Below are 21,955 nucleotides of genomic sequence, written 5' to 3' on the forward strand. Positions count from 1 at the left end.
ATGCTCGCGCTCATACCAAGCGGGCGCAGGCCAGCGCGCCCTTACACGCCCCCTTTCGAGAGACACCATGTTTACGAAACGGCTGGTTCCACCCGACGGCAGCGCCATTGCCGACTTGGCCTTGGGTCGCCCTGGCGCTCCGGCGCGTGCTGGCCGTCGGCACCTCGCCTCACGCATGGCCGCTGTCGCCGCGTTGCTCGGATTGCTGTGCGTAGTGCCCAGTAGGGTGGCACAGGCGCAGTCGTGCCCTGACGGGAAGACACCTCTGTTGTCGTCCGGGACGATCAACCTGCGCATTGACAACGATCTGTTCGGAAGGCTGGGCCAGGATCAAGGCTACTCGAACGGCTTTTTGGTCAGTTGGGTATCGCCCAACCTGGTCGATTACTCCCATGATCCGTGTCTGCCATTCCTCGCCCGCCGGCTGAACCAACGCTTGGCCTGGCTACAGCCGGACGGGTTCGACGAGCAGAACATGACGATCGGGATCGGGCAGATGATGTATACCCCGACCGACAAGGTGCCTTCTCACCTCATCGAGGATGATCGTCCATTCGCCGGCGCGTTGATGCTGAGTTTTGGCTACAACGCCCGTCGCGGCGATTCTCTGCGTACTTCGCAAATCCGCGTTGGCGTCGTCGGGCCTGCTTCGCGGGCCGAGCAGGTGCAGAACTGGTGGCATGGTGTCATCGGCGTGGATCGCTTCAACGGCTGGGATCACCAGTTGCGTGATGAGCCAGTCGTGCAGTTGATCCATGAGCGCCGCAAGCGCGTAGCGCGGCACGTAGGCACAAGTGGCTGGGGTTGGGACTACACGCGCCACTGGGGCATGAGCCTGGGAAATTTTGCGACCTATGCCAATGCCGGCGGCGAGTTGCGCTTCGGCCTGCGCCTCCCGGATGATTTCGGCACCGCGCCGCTGCGGCCGGCTGGCGAGAACACCGCGCCGGTGAAGGTGGCCGCCGGCCAACCCTGGAACTGGCACTTGTTCGTGGCCGCAGACGCCCGCTGGGTACTGCACGACATCACACTCGACGGCAACACCTTCAAGTCCAGCCACAGCGTCGATAAGCGCCCGTTCGTGGCCGACCTCGGCTATGGCGCTGCGATCTACCGCGGCCACTGGCGATTCGCATTCGCGCGCTACTTCCGCACGCGCGAATTCCACGGCCAGAAGGAAACCCCGGTCTACGGCACGTTGACCATCGGCAGGCGATTCTGACCACGGATGGCGGGCGCCTGCGGATGTGCTTGCGCCTAAACATTAAATTGCATTTAATCTTAGAGTATGCTCACAGCCCGAGTTGCCACTAAGCCCACGGAACACCGTCCATGAAGAAGCCTCTCATCCTCCTTGCAGCCATCGCGGCAGTGGTTCTCGTAGCCTGGGCCTGGTGGCATTTCAGCCACCGTGATGGCGACGGCGCGCTGGTGCTGTACGGCAACGTGGACATTCGGCAGATTTCGCTGGCGTTCGACGGCAGCGGCCGGGTGGCGGAACTGCACGCCGAGGAAGGCGACCGCGTAACGTCGGGAACTGTGCTGGGTGTGCTGGATACCCGCACGCTGGCGTTGCAGGCCGAGCAAGCGCAAGCACAGATCGGCGTCCAGCAGCAGACGCTCCTGCGCCTGCGCAACGGCTCACGGCCGCAGGAGGTCGCGCAAGCCCGCAGCCGTGTGACCGCAGCACAGGCTGACGCCTCGCAAGCCGAACAAGACCTCAAGCGCCTGCAAGGCATTGCGGCCAATACCCAAGGGCGCGCCGTGAGCGCGCAGGATCTGGACCGCGCCCGAAGCCATCTACAGGTCGCGCAGGCGAAGGTCGCGGAGCAACGCGAAGCATTGCGCTTGACCGAACTTGGACCGCGTGCGGAAGACGTGGCGGGGGCGGAGGCACAGCTCAAGGCGGCGCAGGCGCAACTGGCCTTGTTGCAGCACCAGATCGCCCAGGGCGAACTCAAGGCGCCCGCCGACGCGATCGTGCGTTCGCGGCTTCTTGAGCCGGGCGACATGGCCACGCCCCAGCGGCCGGTTTTCGCCTTGGCGTTGACGCAGCCGAAGTGGGTTCGCGTCTATGTCGGCGAACCCGACCTGGGCCGGGTCAGGCCCGGCATGGAGGCCCGCGTCGTCACTGATGGCCGCCCCGGCCAGTCCATCACTGGCAAGGTCGGCTACATCTCATCGGTTGCCGAGTTCACGCCCAAGTCGGTCCAGACCGAGGAACTGCGCACCAGCCTGGTTTACGAGGTACGGGTGCTGGTCGATGACCCGCAGGACGTGCTGCGCCTTGGACAGCCGGCAACCGTTCACCTGACGACCGGCACCGCGCAATGAACGACAGCGACACAACGGTCATTGCCGAGGGCCTGCGCAAGACCTTCGAGGCGCCGGGCGGCGGCCCGTTGCTTGCGGTGAACGATGTGTCGATGACGATACGCGCGGGCGAGCTGACCGCCCTCGTCGGGCCGGACGGCGCAGGCAAGACAACCTTGCTGCGCATGATGGCCGGGCTGCTTAAGCCCGACGCCGGGCGCCTTGAGGTGCTGGGCATCGACGTGGCGGCCAATCCGCAGGCGGTGCAAGACCGCATCAGCTACATGCCACAGCGCTTCGGGCTGTACGAAGACCTGAGCGTGCAGGAAAACCTGGACTTGTACGCCGACCTGCACGGGGTGCCGCCTGCCGAGCGCAGCAGACGCTTCGCCCGGATGCTGGAGATGACCGACCTCGTGCGCTTCACCGCACGCCCGGCCGGCAAGCTGTCCGGCGGCATGAAACAGAAGCTGGGCCTGGCCTGCACGCTGGTGCGCTCACCCGATCTGCTGCTGCTCGACGAACCCAGCGTCGGTGTCGATCCGCTGTCGCGGCGCGACCTGTGGAAGATCGTGCAGCAATTGGTCGATGACGAGAACCTGAGCGTGATCGTCAGCACCGCGTACATGGACGAGGCCGAGCGATGCGCGCAGGTGTTCGTGATGAACGCGGGCCGGTTGCTGGACGAAGGCACGCCGGCCGCGTTGAGTGAGCGCGCTCGCGGCTTGACCTTCACCACGTCGCCTCCAGCGGGGATGCCTGCCCGCGATCTACAGGCGCGATTGATCGACGCCACCGAACTGATCGTCGATGCGGTTCCCCAGGGCGGCGCGGTTGACTTCATCCGCCAACCGCAGGCCACCACCGACGAGGTGAACAAGCTGCTTGGCGATGCCGGCTGCGAGCCACGCCCGGCGGAACTCGAAGACGCTTTCATGATGATGCTGCGCAAGCAGCAGCAGGACGAGGGCCAGGCGCCGGAACTGCGAGCAGCGTCGCACGCGCAGGTCATGAATGGCGATGCCGATGGGCCGGTGATCGTGGTCCGCGATCTGGTACGCAAGTTCGGCGACTTCACCGCCGTTGCCAGCACATCGTTCGAGGTGAGCCGCGGCGAGATATTCGGTTTGCTCGGCCCCAATGGCGCGGGCAAGACCACGACATTCCGCATGTTGTGCGGGTTGCTGCCAGCCACCAGCGGCCATCTGGAGGTCGCTGGACTCAACCTGCGCACGGCGCGCGCGCAGGCGCGTGGGCGCATCGGCTACGTGGCGCAGAAATTCGCGCTGTACGGCAACTTGACCGTGCGCGAGAACTTGGAGTTCTTCGGTGGCGCCTACGGGCTGCGCGGACAGGTGCTGCGCGAGCGCGTTAACGGCACTATCGAGGAATTCGGGCTGGAACCGATGGCGGTCAGCGGCCTGCTCCCCGGCGGCTACAAGCAACGCCTGGCAATGGCCGCTGGCCTGCTGCACCAGCCGGAAATCCTGTTCCTCGACGAACCGACCAGCGGCATCGACCCGCTGGCACGGCGTGCCTTCTGGCGGACGATCACCGCGCTGGCGCAGAGTGGCGTCACTGTCATCGTCACCACCCACTTCATGGAGGAAGCGGAATACTGCGACCGCATCGCTATCCAGGACGCCGGGAAGATGCTGGCACTGGGCACGCCGCAGGAGGTCCGCGAACAGGCCGGGGGCGACGGCAGCACTGACATGAACAGTGCGTTCATCGCCATCGTTGAACGCGGTCGCACCGAAAGCCAGCGCGCGATAGTGGGAGCCGCTGCATGAATACCTCGGGATTCATCAGGCGATTCTCCGCGCTGCTGCGCAAGGAAGTGCGCCAGATGCTGCGCGACAGGAGCACGCTGGCGGTCGGCCTGATGCTGCCGGCTGTGCTGATCCTGCTGTTCGGCTATGGCCTGTCATTCGACGTGAAAAACGCGCCGGTGGCCGTAGTGCTGGAGGACAGTTCGCCGTCCGCGCGCGAGGTGCTTGCCGGCCTGGAGGGATCGCCCTATCTGGCGCCCGTGTGGACGACCAATATGACGGAGGCCGAGCGCCGGATGCGCGACGGGGAAGTGCGCGCCATCGTGCGGGTTCCGGCGGACTTCTCGCGCAGACTAGCAGCGGGGCAAGCCCAGGTGCAGTTGCTGCTGAACGGTGTCGATTCCAACACGGCCGCTGCCGTTGACGGCTATGTCGGTGGAGCCATCGCAACCTGGGCGCAACAGAAGGCCGACCGCGCTGGCAGCAAATCCGGTGCCGGTGGCGTGGAGCTGGTGCAGCGCATGTGGTTCAACGAAGCCTCAACCAGCACCTGGTATCTGGTGCCGGGCTTGATTGCGCTGGTAATGACGCTGATCGGCGCCTTCCTGACTTCGCTGCTGATCGCGCGCGAGTGGGAACGCGGCACGCTGGAATCGCTGTTTGTCACGCCGGTACGGCCGCTGGAAATCGTGCTGGCCAAGCTCGCGCCCTACCTGTTGGTCGGTGCCATTGACCTGGCGCTGTGCCTGCTCGCGGCCAAGTTCCTGTTCCACGTGCCGATGCGCGGGTCGCTGTGGGTGATCGTGTTTGCCTCGCTCTTGTACCTGACGGTATCGCTGCTGCTGGGCCTGTTCATCTCCGGCAAGACGCGCAACCAGTTCCAGGCGAGTCAGGTAGCCCTGCTGGTCAGCTTCATGCCGGCATTGATGCTGTCGGGTTTCATCTTCGACTTGCGCAACGTGCCCGTGGTGGTTCAGGCGGTCAGCCAGCTACTACCGGCAACGCACTTCGTCGGGCTGATCAAAACGCTGTTTCTGGCCGGTGACAACTGGCCGATGATTCTGCGCGACTGCGCGATTCTGAGCCTTTACGCGCTCGTGCTGACCGGCGCCGTGCGCCGCACGTTGCGCAAGACGCTGGACTGACGCCATGCACGCATTTCTCACTCAACTGGCGTCGATCGGCTTCCTCTGCCGCAAGGAGTTTCTGGCGCTGTTCAAGGAGCGGTCCAGCCGGGCAATTCTGTTCGTACCCGTTCTGATGCAAGCCCTGCTGTACGGCTACGGCGCGACCTACGATCTCAGCTATGCACCCTATGCGGTGCTGGACCAGAGCCGGGGCGCGGCCTCGACCGAGTTGCTGGCGCGTGTGGATGGCACCGGCGTGTTCAAGCGCGAAGCCTCGCTGAATACGCCGCAGCAGATCGCTCAAGTCGTCGATCGGGGCCATGTGCTGCTGGTGCTGCACTTCCCCGCAGACTTCGACGCCCGGCTGGCTGGTGGTCAGCAAGCTCCGTTGCAGATGATCCTTGACGGCCGCAATTCCACGACCGCCGGGGCGGCGGCAGCCCAGGTCAGTGCCATCGTCGCCGCTTACAACCGATCGCGCACCGGCACGCCTGCGGTCAGCGTGGAGCGACGTGCTTGGTACAACCTCAACCTGGAGTCGCGCTGGAACTTGATGCCGGCACTGATTGCCGCGTTGAGCCTGATCCAGACTTTGCTGCTGTCGTCGCTGTCGGTCGCCCGCGAACGCGAGCAGGGCACCTTCGACCAGTTGCTGGTGACGCCGCTGACGCCCATGCAGATTCTGGTCGGCAAGGCCGTGCCGCCGATGCTCGTGGGCGTGGCGCAAGCGACCATCATTTTGCTGATCATCCGCTTCTGGTTCCAGATACCGATGAACGGCTCCCCGTGGCTGCTCTACCTGGGGCTGGTCGTTTTCACCTGTGCCACCGTGGGACTCGGCCTGTCGATTTCCGCGCTGTCGCTGAACATGCAGCAGGCCATGCTCTACACCTTCCTGCTGATCATGCCGATGATGCTGCTGTCGGGCTTGCTCACGCCGGTGAGCAACATGCCTGAACCCCTACAGATCGTCACCTATGCCAATCCGCTGCGCTTTGGCATGGACCTCGTGCGCCGCGTCTATCTCGAAGGCGCCGGGTTGCGCGAGGTCGCCTTCGACTTCGTTCCCATGCTGGTGATGGCAATCGTCACGCTGCCGCTGGCGGCCTGGCTGTTCCGCAACCGCCTCTCCTGATCCGGGGTATTGGCTATGTCCGACTTTCGCATTCTTCGTGGTCAACCGTCGCGCTTGGCGGTGTGCCTGCTCGCCCTCGCAATGGCTGGCTGCGCGGTGGGGCCGGATTTCGTCAAACCCACGCCGTCGGCCCCGGATGACTGGACAAGTTGGCGCAGCGCCGACGATGCGTTGCGTACCCCTGTCGGCAACGAGCAGGCGTTGCCGGCGGACTGGTGGCGGGCGTTCGGCGATCCGACGCTGGACCGCCTTGCGCAACGGGCTTTCGAGGCAAGCCCGGACTTGCAAACGGCCGCGCTGCACTTCGCCCAGGCGCGTGCGCAGCGCAGCACCGTCGAGGCTCAACGCGGGCCGCAGGTCAACGCCAACGGCGGCGCGATCCGCCAGCGCCAGAGTGAGTATGGCGCCAGCACACGCATGATCGACGCCATCGGCGGCGACCGATCGACGCTGGCACAAGTGCTGAGTGAGCCTTTCACGCTCTACCAGATCGGCTTCGACGCCTCCTGGGAGCTGGACCTGTGGGGCCGCGTGCGCCGCTCGATCGAGGCAGCCGACGCCGAAGTGTCCGGCCAGGCGGCGCTGCTGGATCTGGCCCGGTTGAGCCTCATCAGCGATGTGGTGCGCAACTACTTCGAGCTGCGCACCACACAGCGCCAGATCCGCCTGGCGCGCGAGGACATCGCCGCGCTGGAGGAGCGCGTGGGCCTGCTGGAAGCGCGCGTGCAGGGTGGCATCGTCGATCACCTGGACCTGGAGCGCCAGCGCGCCGAATTGGCGGCGGTGAAAGCGCAATTGCCGGGGCTGCTGGCGCAGGAAGGCGCCAGCGCCAACCAGATCGCGCTGCTCCTGGGCGAGCGGCCCGGTGCCTTGCGCAACGAGCTGGCTGCCGTCGCCGACGACGGCAGGACGGCGTTGCCGGACTTGGCGCTGGGGCTGCCGTCGGAAGTTGCCCTGCGCCGGCCCGACATTCGCGCCGCCGAGGCTCGCCTGCATCGGGCCACGGCCAGCATCGGCGTTGCGCAAGCCGAGCTGTACCCAAGCATCCGCCTGGGTGCGCGGTTCGGGTACGAGTCCTATCTGAGCGGCGAATTCTCAGCCTGGGGCAGCCGCACATGGTCGATAGGACCGACTCTGAGCCTGCCGCTGTTCGACCGTGGCCGCCGCAAGAGCGTGGTGCAGTTGCGCGAGCTGGAGCAGCAAGAAGCGGCAGTGAACTACCAGAGGACCGTGCTCAAAGCCTGGCAGGAGATCGACGACGCGCTCAGCGGATACACCGCAGAGCAGCAGCAGGAACGTGAACTGCAAGCCCGAATGCACAGCGCCGGCCAAGCCTACGAACTGGCCCAGGCACGCTACGACGGCGGCATGGCCGATTTCCTCTCCGTGCTCGACAGCCAGCGTAGCTATTTGCAGGCGCGCCGCGAATTGGCAGCGAGCGAAGGGCGCGTGGGCACCCGCTACGTGATGGTCAACAAGGCCATTGGCAATACACAACTATCGGAAGGCGGCGTGACGAAATGACGAGCTTCGTTAGCGCGTACTCCGAGCGCACAGATCAACTGTTGTTGGTTGTGGAATTGGTCTGCTCGCATGATCGGGAACACTGCGGCGATTCGTCCTACCGGATACGGGAGGGGTGAAATGGAACTTCGGCATCTGCGCTGTTTCCTGGCCGTGGCCGAAGAACTCCACTTCGCCCGCGCGGCGGAAAAGCTGCACATCGAACAATCGCCACTGTCGCGTGCGATCAAGGAGCTAGAAGAAGAACTTGGCGTTGTGCTGTTCGCCCGCACCACGCGCAGCACGCGACTGACCCGTGCTGGAAAGCTGTTCTTGGAACACGTGCGCCGCGTGTTCACAGTCTTGGAACAAGCACGCGATAGCGTGAAAGCGGCGGCCCACGGCTTCCACGGACAATTGCGCGTGGCGTTGTCGGACGGCATCACACCGTCGCGCTTACCGGCTTTACTGGCGCTATGCCGACAGGAAGAACCGGAAGTTGAACTCCGATTCTTCGAGGTGCCGCTGTCACAGCAGATCAAGGGGCTGCATGACGATCTGTACGACGTGGGGTTTGCGCAGTCCGATGAAGTGGGCGATGGCATCACCACCATGCCTGTCTGGAGAGACACGCTCATCGTGACGGTGCCAGCGCGACATCCGCTGCTGGCACACAAGCGCATCCCTTTGGAGGAACTGCTGCGCTATCCGCTGGTTCTATGCGATCCACAAGTGTGCGAAGGCCATGCCAAATTCGTCGATCGGGTGCTACGTCGGGCCGACATGGAGCCGCTGGTCGCAGAACGGGTCGCTACGTGTGATTTGATGATGGCCTTGGTATCGGCCGGTTTCGCACTTGGGTTTACGGGTGCCGCGCGCATTGCCGCGAACCCTGACTCCGGCGTAGTGGCCCGACCGCTGGCGTTGCGCGTGCCGCCGCTGACAACCTACCTGCTTTACCCCGCCGGCGAGCCGTCCGATGTGCTGGCGCGGTTCATTGAGCGCGTGCAGGCCATCGAGTCACCGGAACCCCCAAGGCCCAAGTCGGGCCGTCATTCCGATTCCCTGGAGGAACCTGAGCCATGAAAAAGATCATCCCGTTCTTACTGGCGGCCGCGTTGACTGCTTGCGGCCAGTCCGAAACGCCTCCGAAGGCCAACACGTCGGAAGCGAATATCCCGACGGTGGAAGAACTGGCGTCCAACCCCGAACGGTTGAAGGAACTGCGCCAGCAATGCAAGACGGATCGCCCCAAGCTAGGCGACGTGCTGTGCAACCGGGTGGCCGAAGCCACGCGCAAGCGATTCTATGGCGACGGCGAGACGCCCTACACGCCGCCGAAAGAATCGCCGAAGTTCTGACCGTTGGCGGCTCGCCGCCTCGCCTTCATATTTCTGTTCGACACGCCGCAATGCGCCTTCGCTTGCGGCATTTTTCTTTGGCCTGCCGCTGCATTCATTCTGTCTTTTTGCTCGACCTTTCTGCTTGAAACGGTCTTTGACCAGCACTGATCCGGCACCGATCCTGACGCTTGCGGCACGTCCCTGTGCCGCGCTTTCCATGAGGAACCAGCGCAGGAGAAAGCGGAGGCCAGGTCATGCAAGGGACGAACGTGCTGTTCGGTCAGATCGCCGTGGTATTCGGCATCGTGATCGCCGGTGTGTGGGGTGCCACACAATGGACAGCGGCGGCCCTTGGCTATCAAGTACGCCTTGGCTCGCCCTGGTTCGACTTTCTTGGCACGTCGATCTACCACCCGTGGAAGCTGTTTGAGTGGTGGTTCTTCTTCGGCGCCTATGCGCCGGAGGTCTTCGACACCGGCGGTGCCATTGCCGGCGCCAGCGGCATGGTCGCCGTGGTCGTTGCCATCGCCATGTCGGTCTGGCGCTCGCGCCAGGCACGCATGGTCACGACCTACGGCTCGGCGCGATGGGCGAATGCGCACGACATTCGCAAGGCCGGCCTCACACAGCCTGCCGGCGTGTTCCTCGGTCAGCACGATCACCAGTACCTACGTCATGAAGGACCGGAACACGTCCTGACCTTCGCGCCCACGCGCTCGGGTAAAGGCGTGGGCCTAGTCATTCCCACACTCTTGAGTTGGCCGGCATCCGCCGTCATCCATGACATCAAGGGCGAGAACTGGAGCATCACCGCCGGCTGGCGTTCGCGTTTCTCGCACTGCCTGCTGTTCAACCCGACCGATGCGAAGTCGGCAGCCTACAACCCACTGCTGGAGGTGCGGCGCGGCGCGCATGAAGTGCGCGACGTTCAGAACATCGCGGACATTCTGGTCGATCCCGAAGGCGCGCTGGAGAAGCGCAACCATTGGGAAAAGACTTCGCACGCGCTGCTGGTCGGGGCCATCCTGCATGTGCTCTACGCGGGCGAAGACAAGACGCTGCGCGGCGTTGCCAACTTCCTGTCCGATCCGGCCAGCCCTTTCGAGCTGACCTTGCACCGGATGATGACCACGCCCCACCTGGGCGATGGCCCGCATCCGGTAGTCGCATCGGCTGCGCGCGAAGTGCTCAACAAGTCGGATAACGAGCGCTCCGGCGTGTTGAGCACCGCCATGTCGTTCCTCGGCCTGTACCGCGATCCCACGGTGGCCGAAGTCACTTCGCGCTGCGACTGGCGCATTGCCGACCTGATCGCGGCCGAACATCCGGTGTCGCTGTATCTGGTGGTGCCGCCTTCGGACATTTCGCGGACGAAACCGCTGATTCGCCTGATCCTCAACCAGATCGGGCGGCGCCTAACCGAATCGCTTGATGGCTCCGACGGCATCGCGCGCCGCCACAAGCTGCTGCTGATGCTCGACGAGTTCCCGGCGCTGGGCAGGCTCGATTTTTTCGAGACGGCGCTGGCCTTCATGGCGGGCTACGGCATCCGCAGCTTCCTCATCGCGCAGTCGCTCAACCAGATCGACAAAGCCTACGGCCAGAACCATTCGATTCTGGATAACTGCCATGTGCGCGTGACGTTCGCCACGAACGACGAACGCACGGCGAAGCGCATTTCCGAGACGCTGGGCACGGCCACCGAGCTGCGCGCGCAGCGCAACTACGCGGGCCACCGGCTCGCGCCGTGGCTGGGCCACTTGATGGTGTCGCGCCAGGAGACGGCCCGGCCGCTGCTGACGCCGGGCGAAGTCATGCAGCTTCCGCCCGACGAGGCGGTGGTCATGGTGTCCAGCGTGGCGCCGATCAAGGCGAAGAAGCTGCGCTACTACGCGGACGCCAATTTCAAGCGCCGCGTGCTGCCGCCGCCTGCACTGGCGAACGGGCAGTACGCGGACGCGCCGCCGTCGCGCTCGGATGATTGGAGCGGCCTGGCTATTCCCGCCATGCCCGTCGCGCCTGCGTCCGATACCGCTGAGGGCTTCGCTGCCTCTGCCGATGACGGTGGCCCACGCCGTCAACCCGAACTCTCCGAAACCGTCGCCTACGCCCCCGAGCTGGCCGTGCCGGCTGCCGACCTCGCGCTGCTCGATGACGACGACGACCTGCCGCTTCCCCTTCCTCGCCAGCTTGACCCGGCCATGCAGCGCACGGCGCGGCTGGCTTCCCTCGACCCCAACGACGGAATCGAGCTATGAGCCACTACCGCCTCAACCTGTTCATCCAGCCGGAGCACGCCAAGCGCCTGGACGAGCTGGCCGCCAAGAAAGGCGTGTCCAAGTCGTCCATCGTCGCGGCGGCGCTCGCATCGTGGTTGTCGCCTGATGCCGCCGACCAGCGCGAGGCGGCCATCGCCAAGCGGCTTGATCGCCTGTCGCGGCAGGCGGAGCGCATGGAGCGCGACCAGAACATCGCCATCGAAACGCTGGCGCTGTTCATCCGCTACTACCTGACCGTGAGCACGCCCGTTCCCGAGGCGCACCAAGACGCGGCTCGCGCCCAGGGCAAAGCACGCTTCGAGCAGTTCGTGGAGCAGCTTGGGCGCCACCTGCTACGCGGACGCAGCCTGGTGCGCGACGTGGTGGAGGAACTGCACCCCGATCCGATGCGGATGGAGGACGCGGCGGCAGTCGCCCAAGCACAGGAGCGTGCGTCATGAGCGCCGTTCCGCAATCCATGACCGCCACGTCGCTCGACCGGCGCATCCAGATGTTGCGCACGGCGATGGGGCCGCTGATCGCCGCCGCGCTCGAAGACCCGGACGTGGTGGAAGTCATGCTGAATCCCGACCGCACCCTTTGGGTGGATCGGCTTTCATCGGGGCGTGCGCCGATGGGCGTGGAGCTGTCCGAAGCGGACGGCGAGCGAATCATCCGTCTTGTGGCGGCCCACGTCGGCGCGGAAGTGCATCGCGGCCAGCCGCTGCTGTCGGCCGAGCTGCCCGAGACCGGCGAACGCTTCGAGGGCATCTTGCCGCCCGCCGCGCCGGGGCCAGCCTTCGCGCTGCGTAAGCGCGCCATCGGCGTGATCCCGCTGGAGCGGTACGTCATCGACGGGATGATGACCAGCGCGCAGGCGGGCTTTCTGGTACGGGCCGTGCGCGAGCGGCAGAACATCCTGATCGCCGGTGCCACCAGCAGCGGCAAGACGACCTTGGCCAATGCTCTCCTGGCCGAGATCGCCGCCACGGGCGACCGCGTTCTCGTGCTCGAAGACACGGTGGAACTGCAATGCGCGGCCCGCGACCACGTTCCGCTGCGCACGCGCGCAGGCGTGGTGTCCATGACCGAGCTGGTGCGTTCATCCATGCGCCTGCGACCTGATCGCGTCGTCGTCGGCGAGGTGCGCGGCGCCGAAGCACTGGATCTCATCAAGGTGTGGGGAACGGGCCACCCCGGCGGCATCGCCACGATCCACGCCGGTTCCGCGCTCGGCGCGCTGCTGCGCTTGGAGCAACTGATTCTCGAAGTGGCCGTGAACCCGCCGCGTGCGCTGATCGCTGAGGCGGTCAACGTGGTGATCTACATCGCCGGGCGTGGGCGCAAGCGCCGCATCGAGAGCATCGCCCGCGTCGTCGGCTTCGACGGCGTGGGCTACCAACTGGCGGACGCGATGGATGCGCCATTTCCCGAGCTGCCATCGCAGTCCGACCTTTCTTCCCCGTCCCTCAACCACCCTGGAGAACTGCCATGACGCAGATGCACGTTCCTGCTTTCCGTATTTTCGTAGATCCGCTTCCTCACCTGACCGGCTTGGCACGGCTGCGCAGCCTGGCACGCCCTGCGGGGCAAGGACTGCTGCTGGCCGCGCTGCTGCTGTTCATGGCCGGAACCGCGCAGGCCGCCGGTTCCTCGATGCCGTGGGAAGGCCCGCTGCAATCCATCCTCGAATCCATCCAGGGGCCGGTGGCGCGCATCGTCGCGGTCATCATCATCATCGCCACGGGCCTCGCGCTCGCCTTCGGCGACACGTCGGGCGGCTTTCGCAAGCTGATCCAGATCGTCTTCGGCCTGACCATCGCCTTCGCGGCTTCGAGCTTCTTCCTGTCGTTCTTCAGCTTCTCCGGCGGGGCCGTCGTATGAGTGCCCCGGATGCCTTTGCGGCCGGGTTTGAAGTGCCGCTGCATCGCTCGCTGACCGAGCCGATCCTGCTGGGCGGTGCGCCGCGCACGGTGGCGATCGCCAACGGCACGCTGGCCGCCGCTGTCGGCCTGGGCCTGCAACTGTGGATTCCGGGCGTGGTGCTCTGGGTTGTCGGCCATTCGCTGGCGGTATGGGGCGCGCGCGTCGATCCGCAGTTCATGCAGGTCTTCGCCCGGCACATCAAGCACCGCCCGCTACTGGACGTGTGAGGGGAGGACGCCGCGATGCTGAACCTCGCCGAATACCGCCAGCGCCCGGCCTTGCTTGCCGACTGGCTGCCCTGGGCCGGGCTGGTCGCACCGGGCGTCGTCTTGAACAAGGACGGCAGTTTCCAGCGCACGGCCCGGTTTCGCGGGCCTGACCTCGACAGCGCGACGCAAGGCGAGCTAATCGCCACGTCGGCGCGGTTGAACAACGCGCTGCGTCGCATGGGATCGGGCTGGGCGCTGTTCATCGAGGCCGAGCGCCGCGCCGCCGCCGACTATCCGCGCTCGGAGTTTCCCGAGCCGCTTTCGTGGCTGGTGGAGGAAGAACGCCGGGCCGCCTTCGAGGAATCGGGCAATCACTTCGAGAGCGGCTATCACCTGACGCTGCTTTACCTGCCGCCGGAAGAATCCCGCGCCCGTGCAGCCAAGATGCTCTACGAGAACACGCCGACGACCGGCGTGGACTGGCGCGAGCGGCTGCAAGCCTTCGTCGCGGAAACGGATCGCGTCTTTGACCTGCTCGACGGCGTGATGCCGGAGATCGCCTGGCTCGATGACAGCCAGACGCTGACCTACCTGCACGCGACCATCTCGACGCGGCGCTATCGCGTGGGCGTGCCCGAAGTGCCGTTCCACATCGACGCGCTGCTGACCGACTCGCCGCTGGTCGGTGGCCTGGCGCCCATGCTGGGCAACCAGCACCTGCGCGTGGTGTCGGTGCGAGGTTTCCCGACCTCGACCTGGCCGGGGATTCTGGATGACCTCAACCGCCTTGGCTTTGCGTACCGCTGGAGCACGCGCTTTCTCTGCCTCGACAAAGCCGAGGCGGAGAAAGAACTTTCCCGCCTGCGCCGCCAGTGGTTCGCCAAGCGCAAGAACGTCATCGCGCTGCTGCGCGAAACGATCTTCCAGCAGGAAAGCCCGCTGGTCGATACCGACGCCAACAACAAGGCCGCCGATGCGGACGCTGCCTTGCAGGAGTTGGGCAGCGATCAAGTCGCCTTCGGCTACCTGACGGCGACCGTCACCGTCATGGACGAGGACGCCGCCGTGGCGGACGAGAAGCTGCGCATGGTGGAGCGCGTCATCCAGGGCCGGGGCTTCGTGACCATTCCCGAAGCGCTCAACGCCGTGGATGCGTGGCTGTCGTCCATTCCGGGCAACGCCTACGCCAACGTGCGCCAGCCCATCGTCTCGACGCTGAATCTTGCGCACCTGATGCCGGTGTCGGCGGTGTGGGCAGGGCCGGAGAAGAACTACCACCTCGACGGCCCGCCGCTGATCGTCACGCGCACCGAGGGCGCGACGCCGTTCCGGCTGGTGACGCACATCGGCGATGTGGGGCATACGCTGGTGGCTGGCCCGACCGGCATGGGCAAGTCGGTTCTGCTCGCCACGCTGGCGATGCAGTTCCGCCGCTATCGCGGTTCGCGCATCTTCGCCTTCGACATGGGCCGCTCGATGCGGGCCACGATCCTGGGCCTGGGCGGCGAGCACTACGACCTGGGCACGGATGGCGAAATCGCCTTCCAGCCACTGGCACGCATCGACCGCGAGGGCTACCGCACCTGGGCCGCCGAATGGATCGAAGGCCGCTTGCTGCACGAAGGCGTGGCGGTCGGCCCCGACGAGAAGGCGGCTATCTGGTCGGCGCTGGGAAGTCTCGCCGGGGCGCCGGTGGAGCAGCGCACGATGACGGGGCTTTCCGTGCTGTTGCAATCGAACACGCTGCGGCAGGCGCTGTCGCCTTATGTGCTCGGCGGTGCCCACGGCAAGCTGCTGGACGCCGACCACGACCGGCTGGGCACGGCCGACGTGCAGTGCTTCGAGATGGAGGAGCTGATGCACAGCAAGGCCGCCGTCATGGCCGTGCTGCATTACCTCTTTGCGCGTTTTGATGAACGCTTCGACGGGGCGCCCACGCTGCTGATCCTCGACGAAGCATGGCTGTTCCTCGATGACCCGGTGTTTGCCGCGCGTATCCGCCAGTGGCTCAAGACACTGCGCAAGAAGAACGTCAGCGTCATATTCGCCACGCAGAGCCTTGCCGACATCAAGGATTCGAGCATCGCACCCGCGATCATCGAAAGCTGCGCGAGTCGGATTTTCTTGCCCAACCCGCAGGCGACCGAGCCGCAGATTCGCACGATCTACGAGGGCTTCGGCCTCAACAGGCGGCAGATCGAAATCGTCGCCACCGCGCAGCCCAAGCGCGACTACTACTACCAATCCCGCCTCGGCAACCGCCTGTTCGACCTCGACCTGGGGCCGGCGGCGCTGGCCTTCGCGGGCGCTTCCACGCCGCAAGACCAGCGCGACATAGACCGCGTGCTGCTGGACGCCGGCGTGCCCGGTTTCGCGGGTGCCTGGCTTCGCCACCGCGGCCTCGATTGGGCGGCCGACCTGCTGCCCTCGTTCCCCGGCCTCGCGCCGGGTTCCCTCGCTGACCAACCCCTGGAGAACCTGCCATGAAAAAGCGTCTTATTGCCGCCGCCATCGCGGCCATGCTTTGCACCGCCACCGCCCATGCGCAATGGGTCGTGGTCGATCCCACGAACCTCGTGCAGAACACGCTGACCGCGATCCGCACGCTGGAGCAGATCAACAACCAAATCCAGCAGCTTCAGAACGAAGCGCAGATGCTGATGAACCAGGCGCGCAACCTCGCCAGCCTGCCGTCCAGCGTGGTGAACCAGTTGCGCGCCAATCTGGCGACCACCGAGCGGCTGATCGCCCAGGCCAGGGGCTTGGCCTACGACGTGACGAATCTGGATCGGGAGTTCGCGCGCCTGTATCCCGAGCAGTACGCCGCCACCGTCAGCGGCGACCAGATGTACCGCGACGCGCAGGAGCGTTGGCGGAACACGCTCAACGGCTTGCAGACCACCATGCAGATGCAGGCGCAGGTGTCGCAGAACCTGGGCGAAGACGAAAGCGTGCTGGCCGATCTTGTGGGCAAGAGCCAGTCGGCCGAAGGTGCGTTGCAGGCGATGCAGGCCATGAATCAATTGCTGGCCTTGCAGGCCAAGCAGTCGATCCAGTCGCAGCGACTCCAGATCACGCAAGACCGGGCGGCATCGCTGGAGCTGGCGCGGCAGGCGGCAGCCACGGAGCGCGCCCGCGAGGTGCGGCGGCGCTTCCTCGGCGACGGCACGCCGTACACGCCGCAGTCCGTGAACTTCTACGGCAACTGACGGGAGGCCGCCATGCGATGCGTCCTCGCCCTTGGTGTCGTGCTGCTGGCCGCTTGCGGCGAGCAGCCGGCCGACGACCTTGCCGATGCCTTGGCCGCCGATCCCGTGCGGCTGAAGGCATTGCGCGCGCAATGCGCGGCCGACCGGCAGGCCACGGGCGAGGACGCTTGCCGCGCCGCCGCCGAAGCCTTCCGGCGGCGTTTCTTCTCCGGCCAGGCCGGGCCGGATGAATACCAGACGCTGGCCGACCTGCCGCCGATCCCGCCGAGCTTCGAGGAGCCGGCCGATGGCATGGCGCCGGCCGATCCCGCCGAACCGGAGGACACGCCATGAATGACGTGACCATCATCGACCAGTTCCTCAACACCTTTGCCGCTTATATCGACTCGGGTTTCGGGCTGCTGCGGGGCGAAGTGGCGTTCCTCACGGCCACGCTGATCGTCATCGACATGACGATCGCCGGCCTGTATTGGGCCATGAGCCACGCCACCGGCCAGGGCGAGGACGTGATCGCCAAGCTGCTGCGCAAGGTGCTCTACGTCGGTGCCTTCGCCTACATCATCAATAACTTCAACTGGCTGGCCAGCATCGTGTTCCGCTCGTTTGCGGGATTGGGCATCACCGCCACCGGCTCGGCCATCACGATGGAGAACTTCTTGCAGCCGGGCCGGCTGGCGAAAACCGGCATCGACGCCGGGGCGCCGATTCTGGAGCAGATCGGCGAGATGGCGGGCTTTCCCGAAGTGTTCGTGAACCTCGACCCCATCGTGGTGATGTTCCTCGCGTGGCTGGTCGTGGTCTTGTGCTTCTTCGTGCTGGCGATCCAACTGTTCATCACGCTGATCGAGTTCAAGCTGACCACGCTCGCCGGATTCGTGCTGGTGCCATTCGCGCTCTGGAACAAGACCGCGTTCCTCGCCGAAAAGGTCTTGGGCAACGTGGTGGCCTCCGGCGTCAAGGTTCTGGTGCTGGCCGTGATCGTCGGTATCGGCTCGGGCTTGTTCGCTCAGTTCCAAGTCCATCCCGCCGAGCCGTCTATTGACCACGCGCTGGTCATCATGCTGGCCTCGCTCACCTTGCTGGCGCTCGGGATTTTCGGCCCTGGCATCGCCACGGGCCTCGTCTCCGGTGCGCCGCAGCTCGGCGCTGGCGCAATGGCCGGTGCTGCTGTCGGCGCTGCCGGCACGGCCGTCGCCATCGGCGCCGCCGCGACGGGCGTGGGTGGCGCCGTGGCTGCTGGTGCGCGCATGGCCCCGGCTGCCGCCAAGCTGGCCGGTAGCGGTGCGCGCGCCGCCACGTCGGCGGCCAGCAGTGCGAAGTCGGCGTTCCAGGCCGGTTCCGCCGCCGCTGGCGGCGGCGCAAAGGGCGCGATGGCGGGCCTGGGCAACGTCGCCAAGACCGGCGCGCAGGCAGCCGGGCGAGGTGCTGCATCCCGCGCTTCCGCTGCCGGGCAACGCATGGCCGCTCCCTTCCGCGCTGGCTGGAATGGCGCTGCTGCCGATGGCGGCGCGGGTGCGGCATCCGGTCAGGGTGCCGCAGGCGAGGCCGCATCCGGCGCCGCTACGGCGCAGACACAGGAACAGCCCGCTTGGGCCAAGCGCCTGCATCGCCGCCAGCAACTCACCCACGCCGCGACCACCACCGCCCACGCGCTGCGCGGTGGCGATGGCGGCGGCTCCGGCCAGGGGCCGAGCCTGCGCGATTCCGATTCATAAGGAGAACTGACCATGCGATTCAAGAAACCGCAGGTGCGCTACGCCGACACGCCGCAGCCTGCCACGCCGTACCAAGCTGCCGGCCAGGTGTGGGACAAGCGCATCGGCTCGCCGCGCGTCCAGGCGAAGAACTGGCGCCTGATGGCCTTCGGCTGCCTGACGCTTGCACTGCTGATGGCCGGCGGCTTGGTGTGGCGCTCGGCGCAATCCATCGTGACGCCCTACGTCGTGGAGGTGGACAACACGGGCCAGGTACGCGCCGTGGGCGAAGCCGCCACGCCATACCGGCCCAACGATGCGCAGACCGCGCACCACATCGCGCGCTTCGTGACGCTGGTGCGCTCGCTGTCCATCGACCCCATCGTCGTCCGCCAGAACTGGCTGGACGCCTACGACTACACGACCGACAAGGGCGCGGCCGTGCTCAACGACTACGCACGGGTCAACGACCCGTTCGCGCGCATCGGCAAGGAGTCGGTGACGGTGCAGATCACCAGCGTCGTGCGCGCCAGCGACACGTCTTTCAACGTGCGCTGGACGGAACGCCGCTACGTCAACGGCGCCGCGGCGGGCTTGGAGCGGTGGACGGCCGTGGTGTCCATCGTGCTCCAGCCGCCGCGCACCGAAGAACGCCTGCGCAAGAACCCCCTGGGCATCTACGTCAACGGCCTGTCGTGGAGCCGCGAACTGGATTCTTCCGAAGGAGCCAAGCCATGAATGATCTTTTCCGTAAATCCGCCTTGCCGGTGATCTTGCTTGCCCTGGCGGGCTGCGCCACGCAGGGCAAGCCACCGCCGACCATCTCGCTCGATGAGCCGGTGCAGGCCCAGCCGCTGCCCGAACCGCCCGCGCCGGTGGAGGTGGTGGCCGTGCCCGAGGTGCTGCCGATGCCGGCGCAGTTGAAGCCATTGCCCGAAGCCGAGGACGCCAAGCCCACGCCGGAGCCGGCCGACGAGACGGTGCGCGTCTCGCGCGCCAATGCCGAGGCCCGCGTCGCGCCCACGCGCGAGGGCTACGTCAACGCGATTCAGGTGTGGCCCTTCACCGATGGCGCGCTGTATCAGGTCTATGCGGCCGTGGGCCGCGTGACCGTCGTTTCGCTCCAGCCGGGCGAGGAACTGGTGACGGTGGCCGCCGGCGATACCGTGCGCTGGATCGTGGGCGACACGTCCAGCGGCAGCGGTGCCGATCTGCGCGTGAACGTGCTGGTCAAGCCGATTCGCTCGGGCCTCAAGACCAATCTCGTCATCACCACCAGCCGCAGGACGTACCTGCTGGAGCTGGCTTCGACGGAAAAGACGTGGATGGCATCGGTGTCCTGGGAGTACCCGCGCGACCGGATGCTGGCCTTGCAGCGCCAGGCACAGGCCGCTAGCGCCGCTGCGCCGGTGGACTCCGGCTTGTCGCTGGAGAACCTGCGCTTCCGCTACGCGATCAGCGGCAGCAATCCGCCGTGGAAGCCGTTGCGCGCCTTCGACGACGGGCAGAAGGTCTATATCCAGTTCCCCGCCGGCATCGCGCAAGGCGAGCTGCCGCCGCTTTTTGTCATCGGTGCGCAGGGCGATGGGCAACTGGTGAACTACCGCTTCCGCTCGCCGTACTACATCGTGGATCGGCTGTTCGGCGCGGCCGAACTGCGCTTGGGCGGTGACAAGGGCGACGTGGTGCGAATCGAGCGCACGGACGGCGTGGCGCGGAGGGACTGACCATGAGCCAGGACGACACCCCCGACCTCGACACGCCACAGGCGGGCAAGGTCGCGCCCGAGTCGGTGACGCTGCGCGCCCAGCCGCGTCCGGTCACGCGCCTGAACCGGCGCACGCTGGCCGTCCTTGTCGGCGGCCTGTCGGTCGCCGTGCTCGGGGCCACGATCTGGTCGCTGCAACCGCAGCGGCGCAGCGCAGGCGAACAGACCGAGCTATACAACGTCGATCGCGTCTCGAAGTCCGAAGGGCTGGACGGTCTGCCGGCCGACTACTCGAAGCTGCCGCCGAAGGTGCCCGAGCTGGGGCCGCCGCTGCCGGGCGACCTCGGCCCTGCCATCGTGAACTCGCAGCAGCCGGCCGTGGCCGCTTACGCGGCCCCCGGCCACGACCCCAACGATGCCTTGCGCAAAGAGGCGGAAGCCGCTGCGGCTTCGTCGGTGTTCTTCCGCTCGGGCGGCCAAGGCCAAGCCGCCGCGACCGTGGCGCAGGCGACACCGGGTGCGCCTGGTGGTGCAAGCGCGCTCGCGGCCTTCGACCCACTCGCGGCCGGGCCGGCATCGGTGGCGACGCAGCCTGCCGACCCGACCGCCGTACAGAACCGGCAAGACCAGAAAGAGGCGTTCCTGAAAGCCGGCTCTACGGAAACCCGCAATTCCGGCAATCTGGCGCTGCCGGCGTCGCCCTATCAGGTGATGGCCGGAACCGTGATCGCGGGCGCGCTGGTGACTGGCATGAAGTCGGACTTGCCGGGCGACGTGATCGCCACTGTCACGGAGCCGGTCTATGACACGGCCACGGGCAAGTTCCTGCTGATCCCGCAGGGCTCGCGCATCCTGGGCAAGTACAACAGCCAGGTCAGCTATGGGCAGAGCCGCGTGCAGATAGTGTGGAACCGGGTCATCCTGCCGGATACCTCATCGCTGACGCTCGACAACCTTGTGGGCACCGATTCAGCGGGCTACGCCGGCCTGGAGGACGACGTGGACTGGCATTGGAAGCGCATCGTCTCGGGCGCGGTGCTGACGACGCTGCTGGGCGTAGGCGCCGAGCTGGCCGCGCCGGAGAATCGCCAGGATGGCAACCGCATCGTGATCGCCGGGCGCGATAGCGCGCAAGACAGCATCAACCAGGTCGGCCAGGAGATCACCCGCCGCAACATGAACATCCAGCCGACACTGACGGCGCGGCCAGGGTTGCCGGTGCGGATCATCGTCAACCGGGATCTGGTGCTGCGGCCGTACCAGCCCCTGTTCTTTAACCGGGGAGCTTCGCAATGACCACGACCAAGAAGCTGCGGCTCGGGCCTCTGCCCAAGACCGAGAGTGTCAAGCTGACCTTCGCCTGCCCGGCAAGCCTGAAAGCCGACCTCGACCGCTACGCCTCGCTGCACGCGCAGGCGTATGGCGAGGCGGTCGATGCAGAGAAATTGATCCCGCACATGCTGGAGGCGTTCATGGCGGGGGATCGGGGATTCAGGAAGGGCACGGCGACCCGGAGCGCGCCATCGAAGCCGACATGATGGCGTCACATACCAACGGCATCCATCGAACGCGCAGCCACCGGCTGCGCGTTCTTCATTCTGGATGCCGCCAAGCCTCTTGGGCTATGATGACGCGACAGGCCCGCCGTTCCTCGGCAATCCAGCACGACACGGTGCGATGCGGCTTTCTCTCCCGACGCTCTTATGTGGCTCCTAGCCGACGAAGCCGCGGTTCTGCAAAGCGGCCCCGAAAAGAGCT

21 protein-coding genes are annotated in these 21,955 nt (G+C 66.2%); all 21 read left to right on the forward strand.

The annotated features are described in order from the left end of the window. The first annotated feature begins 175 nt into the window (after positions 1-175). The 21 genes from F9Z44_RS21685 (at position 176) to F9Z44_RS21785 (ending at position 21,735) form a co-directional block, all read left to right on the forward strand. Entirely contained in the window at positions 176-1,222 is a 1,047-nt protein-coding gene (locus tag F9Z44_RS21685) for a lipid A deacylase LpxR family protein (protein ID WP_031656920.1), read from the forward strand. A 110-nt stretch (positions 1,223-1,332) separates the two neighbouring features. After that, complete coding sequence (locus F9Z44_RS21690) at positions 1,333-2,334, forward strand: HlyD family efflux transporter periplasmic adaptor subunit (RefSeq protein WP_033475074.1); 1,002 nt, start codon at positions 1,333-1,335, stop codon at positions 2,332-2,334. Further along, positions 2,331-4,106: an ATP-binding cassette domain-containing protein gene (locus F9Z44_RS21695; protein ID WP_031656919.1), complete on the forward strand. Its 1,776-nt coding sequence runs from the start codon at positions 2,331-2,333 to the stop codon at positions 4,104-4,106. Before F9Z44_RS21690 ends, F9Z44_RS21695 begins: the two co-directional genes overlap by 4 nt. After that, positions 4,103-5,230 carry an ABC transporter permease gene (locus F9Z44_RS21700; protein WP_031656918.1) on the forward strand — a complete coding sequence of 376 codons (1,128 nt, stop codon included), beginning with the start codon at positions 4,103-4,105 and terminating at the stop codon, positions 5,228-5,230. The genes F9Z44_RS21695 and F9Z44_RS21700 overlap by 4 nt, the downstream gene beginning before the upstream one ends. A 4-nt stretch (positions 5,231-5,234) precedes the next feature. After that, a complete protein-coding gene (locus tag F9Z44_RS21705) occupies positions 5,235-6,347 on the forward strand; it encodes an ABC transporter permease (protein ID WP_031656916.1) in 1,113 nt (370 codons plus the stop codon). Positions 6,348-6,362: 15 nt separating this feature from the next. Further along, entirely contained in the window at positions 6,363-7,871 is a 1,509-nt protein-coding gene (locus F9Z44_RS21710; RefSeq protein WP_031656915.1) for an efflux transporter outer membrane subunit, read from the forward strand. 120 nt (positions 7,872-7,991) lie between these two features. Continuing rightward, a complete protein-coding gene (locus F9Z44_RS21715) occupies positions 7,992-8,936 on the forward strand; it encodes a LysR family transcriptional regulator (RefSeq protein ID WP_033475075.1) in 945 nt (314 codons plus the stop codon). Continuing rightward, positions 8,933-9,211, forward strand: a complete 279-nt coding sequence (locus F9Z44_RS21720; RefSeq protein ID WP_031656913.1) for an EexN family lipoprotein — start codon at positions 8,933-8,935, stop codon at positions 9,209-9,211. Before F9Z44_RS21715 ends, F9Z44_RS21720 begins: the two co-directional genes overlap by 4 nt. Positions 9,212-9,447: 236 nt before the next feature. Then, entirely contained in the window at positions 9,448-11,451 is a 2,004-nt protein-coding gene (locus tag F9Z44_RS21725; RefSeq protein WP_033475076.1) for a conjugal transfer protein TraG, read from the forward strand. Further along, positions 11,448-11,912 carry a ribbon-helix-helix protein, CopG family gene (locus F9Z44_RS21730; RefSeq protein WP_033475077.1) on the forward strand — a complete coding sequence of 155 codons (465 nt, stop codon included), beginning with the start codon at positions 11,448-11,450 and terminating at the stop codon, positions 11,910-11,912. Before F9Z44_RS21725 ends, F9Z44_RS21730 begins: the two co-directional genes overlap by 4 nt. Beyond that, entirely contained in the window at positions 11,909-12,946 is a 1,038-nt protein-coding gene (gene trbB / locus F9Z44_RS21735; RefSeq protein WP_159609007.1) for a P-type conjugative transfer ATPase TrbB, read from the forward strand. The genes F9Z44_RS21730 and trbB overlap by 4 nt, the downstream gene beginning before the upstream one ends. Beyond that, positions 12,943-13,335, forward strand: coding sequence for a TrbC/VirB2 family protein (locus F9Z44_RS21740; protein ID WP_031656904.1), 393 nt, complete (start codon positions 12,943-12,945; stop codon positions 13,333-13,335). Before trbB ends, F9Z44_RS21740 begins: the two co-directional genes overlap by 4 nt. Beyond that, on the forward strand, positions 13,332-13,604 hold the full coding sequence (locus tag F9Z44_RS21745; RefSeq protein WP_159609008.1) for a VirB3 family type IV secretion system protein: 273 nt from the start codon (positions 13,332-13,334) through the stop codon (positions 13,602-13,604). The genes F9Z44_RS21740 and F9Z44_RS21745 overlap by 4 nt, the downstream gene beginning before the upstream one ends. A gap of 15 nt (positions 13,605-13,619) precedes the next feature. Beyond that, positions 13,620-16,073 (forward strand): conjugal transfer protein TrbE, encoded by a 2,454-nt coding sequence (gene trbE / locus F9Z44_RS21750; protein WP_034011151.1) that lies wholly within the window; start codon positions 13,620-13,622, stop codon positions 16,071-16,073. Next, positions 16,070-16,795: a P-type conjugative transfer protein TrbJ gene (gene trbJ, locus F9Z44_RS21755; protein WP_017677040.1), complete on the forward strand. Its 726-nt coding sequence runs from the start codon at positions 16,070-16,072 to the stop codon at positions 16,793-16,795. The genes trbE and trbJ overlap by 4 nt, the downstream gene beginning before the upstream one ends. 12 nt (positions 16,796-16,807) lie before the next feature. Beyond that, positions 16,808-17,128, forward strand: coding sequence for a hypothetical protein (locus tag F9Z44_RS21760; RefSeq protein ID WP_034011152.1), 321 nt, complete (start codon positions 16,808-16,810; stop codon positions 17,126-17,128). Then, the gene (gene trbL / locus F9Z44_RS21765) at positions 17,125-18,510 is read left to right on the forward strand and encodes a P-type conjugative transfer protein TrbL (RefSeq protein WP_034011154.1); all 1,386 of its coding nucleotides are present in this window, start codon (positions 17,125-17,127) and stop codon (positions 18,508-18,510) included. Before F9Z44_RS21760 ends, trbL begins: the two co-directional genes overlap by 4 nt. 12 nt (positions 18,511-18,522) lie before the next feature. Continuing rightward, positions 18,523-19,227, forward strand: a complete 705-nt coding sequence (gene trbF, locus F9Z44_RS21770; protein WP_033990737.1) for a conjugal transfer protein TrbF — start codon at positions 18,523-18,525, stop codon at positions 19,225-19,227. Beyond that, the gene (gene trbG / locus F9Z44_RS21775) at positions 19,224-20,216 is read left to right on the forward strand and encodes a P-type conjugative transfer protein TrbG (protein ID WP_033990735.1); all 993 of its coding nucleotides are present in this window, start codon (positions 19,224-19,226) and stop codon (positions 20,214-20,216) included. The genes trbF and trbG overlap by 4 nt, the downstream gene beginning before the upstream one ends. A gap of 2 nt (positions 20,217-20,218) precedes the next feature. After that, positions 20,219-21,493 carry a TrbI/VirB10 family protein gene (locus tag F9Z44_RS21780; RefSeq protein ID WP_033990734.1) on the forward strand — a complete coding sequence of 425 codons (1,275 nt, stop codon included), beginning with the start codon at positions 20,219-20,221 and terminating at the stop codon, positions 21,491-21,493. Beyond that, on the forward strand, positions 21,490-21,735 hold the full coding sequence (locus F9Z44_RS21785; protein ID WP_033990732.1) for a DUF2274 domain-containing protein: 246 nt from the start codon (positions 21,490-21,492) through the stop codon (positions 21,733-21,735). The genes F9Z44_RS21780 and F9Z44_RS21785 overlap by 4 nt, the downstream gene beginning before the upstream one ends. Positions 21,736-21,955: the final 220 nt, after the last annotated feature.

Origin of the sequence: Hydrogenophaga sp. PBL-H3 (assembly GCF_010104355.1) — a bacterium.
In the GTDB taxonomy this organism is placed as follows: domain Bacteria; phylum Pseudomonadota; class Gammaproteobacteria; order Burkholderiales; family Burkholderiaceae_C; genus Hydrogenophaga.

What these genes read in the sequence shown, in the direction of transcription:
- F9Z44_RS21730 (WP_033475077.1), top strand. Translation starts at nt 11,448, where the DNA reads ATGAGCCACTACCGCCTCAACCTGTTCATCCAGCCGGAGCACGCCAAG.
- F9Z44_RS21720 (WP_031656913.1), top strand. Translation starts at nt 8,933, where the DNA reads ATGAAAAAGATCATCCCGTTCTTACTGGCGGCCGCGTTGACTGCTTGC.
- trbF (WP_033990737.1), top strand. Translation starts at nt 18,523, where the DNA reads ATGCGATTCAAGAAACCGCAGGTGCGCTACGCCGACACGCCGCAGCCT.
- F9Z44_RS21700 (WP_031656918.1), top strand. Translation starts at nt 4,103, where the DNA reads ATGAATACCTCGGGATTCATCAGGCGATTCTCCGCGCTGCTGCGCAAG.
- F9Z44_RS21760 (WP_034011152.1), top strand. Translation starts at nt 16,808, where the DNA reads ATGCGATGCGTCCTCGCCCTTGGTGTCGTGCTGCTGGCCGCTTGCGGC.
- F9Z44_RS21745 (WP_159609008.1), top strand. Translation starts at nt 13,332, where the DNA reads ATGAGTGCCCCGGATGCCTTTGCGGCCGGGTTTGAAGTGCCGCTGCAT.
- F9Z44_RS21710 (WP_031656915.1), top strand. Translation starts at nt 6,363, where the DNA reads ATGTCCGACTTTCGCATTCTTCGTGGTCAACCGTCGCGCTTGGCGGTG.
- F9Z44_RS21705 (WP_031656916.1), top strand. Translation starts at nt 5,235, where the DNA reads ATGCACGCATTTCTCACTCAACTGGCGTCGATCGGCTTCCTCTGCCGC.
- F9Z44_RS21740 (WP_031656904.1), top strand. Translation starts at nt 12,943, where the DNA reads ATGACGCAGATGCACGTTCCTGCTTTCCGTATTTTCGTAGATCCGCTT.
- trbG (WP_033990735.1), top strand. Translation starts at nt 19,224, where the DNA reads ATGAATGATCTTTTCCGTAAATCCGCCTTGCCGGTGATCTTGCTTGCC.
- F9Z44_RS21690 (WP_033475074.1), top strand. Translation starts at nt 1,333, where the DNA reads ATGAAGAAGCCTCTCATCCTCCTTGCAGCCATCGCGGCAGTGGTTCTC.
- F9Z44_RS21780 (WP_033990734.1), top strand. Translation starts at nt 20,219, where the DNA reads ATGAGCCAGGACGACACCCCCGACCTCGACACGCCACAGGCGGGCAAG.
- F9Z44_RS21785 (WP_033990732.1), top strand. Translation starts at nt 21,490, where the DNA reads ATGACCACGACCAAGAAGCTGCGGCTCGGGCCTCTGCCCAAGACCGAG.
- trbB (WP_159609007.1), top strand. Translation starts at nt 11,909, where the DNA reads ATGAGCGCCGTTCCGCAATCCATGACCGCCACGTCGCTCGACCGGCGC.
- F9Z44_RS21715 (WP_033475075.1), top strand. Translation starts at nt 7,992, where the DNA reads ATGGAACTTCGGCATCTGCGCTGTTTCCTGGCCGTGGCCGAAGAACTC.
- trbL (WP_034011154.1), top strand. Translation starts at nt 17,125, where the DNA reads ATGAATGACGTGACCATCATCGACCAGTTCCTCAACACCTTTGCCGCT.
- trbE (WP_034011151.1), top strand. Translation starts at nt 13,620, where the DNA reads ATGCTGAACCTCGCCGAATACCGCCAGCGCCCGGCCTTGCTTGCCGAC.
- F9Z44_RS21685 (WP_031656920.1), top strand. Translation starts at nt 176, where the DNA reads ATGGCCGCTGTCGCCGCGTTGCTCGGATTGCTGTGCGTAGTGCCCAGT.
- F9Z44_RS21695 (WP_031656919.1), top strand. Translation starts at nt 2,331, where the DNA reads ATGAACGACAGCGACACAACGGTCATTGCCGAGGGCCTGCGCAAGACC.
- trbJ (WP_017677040.1), top strand. Translation starts at nt 16,070, where the DNA reads ATGAAAAAGCGTCTTATTGCCGCCGCCATCGCGGCCATGCTTTGCACC.
- F9Z44_RS21725 (WP_033475076.1), top strand. Translation starts at nt 9,448, where the DNA reads ATGCAAGGGACGAACGTGCTGTTCGGTCAGATCGCCGTGGTATTCGGC.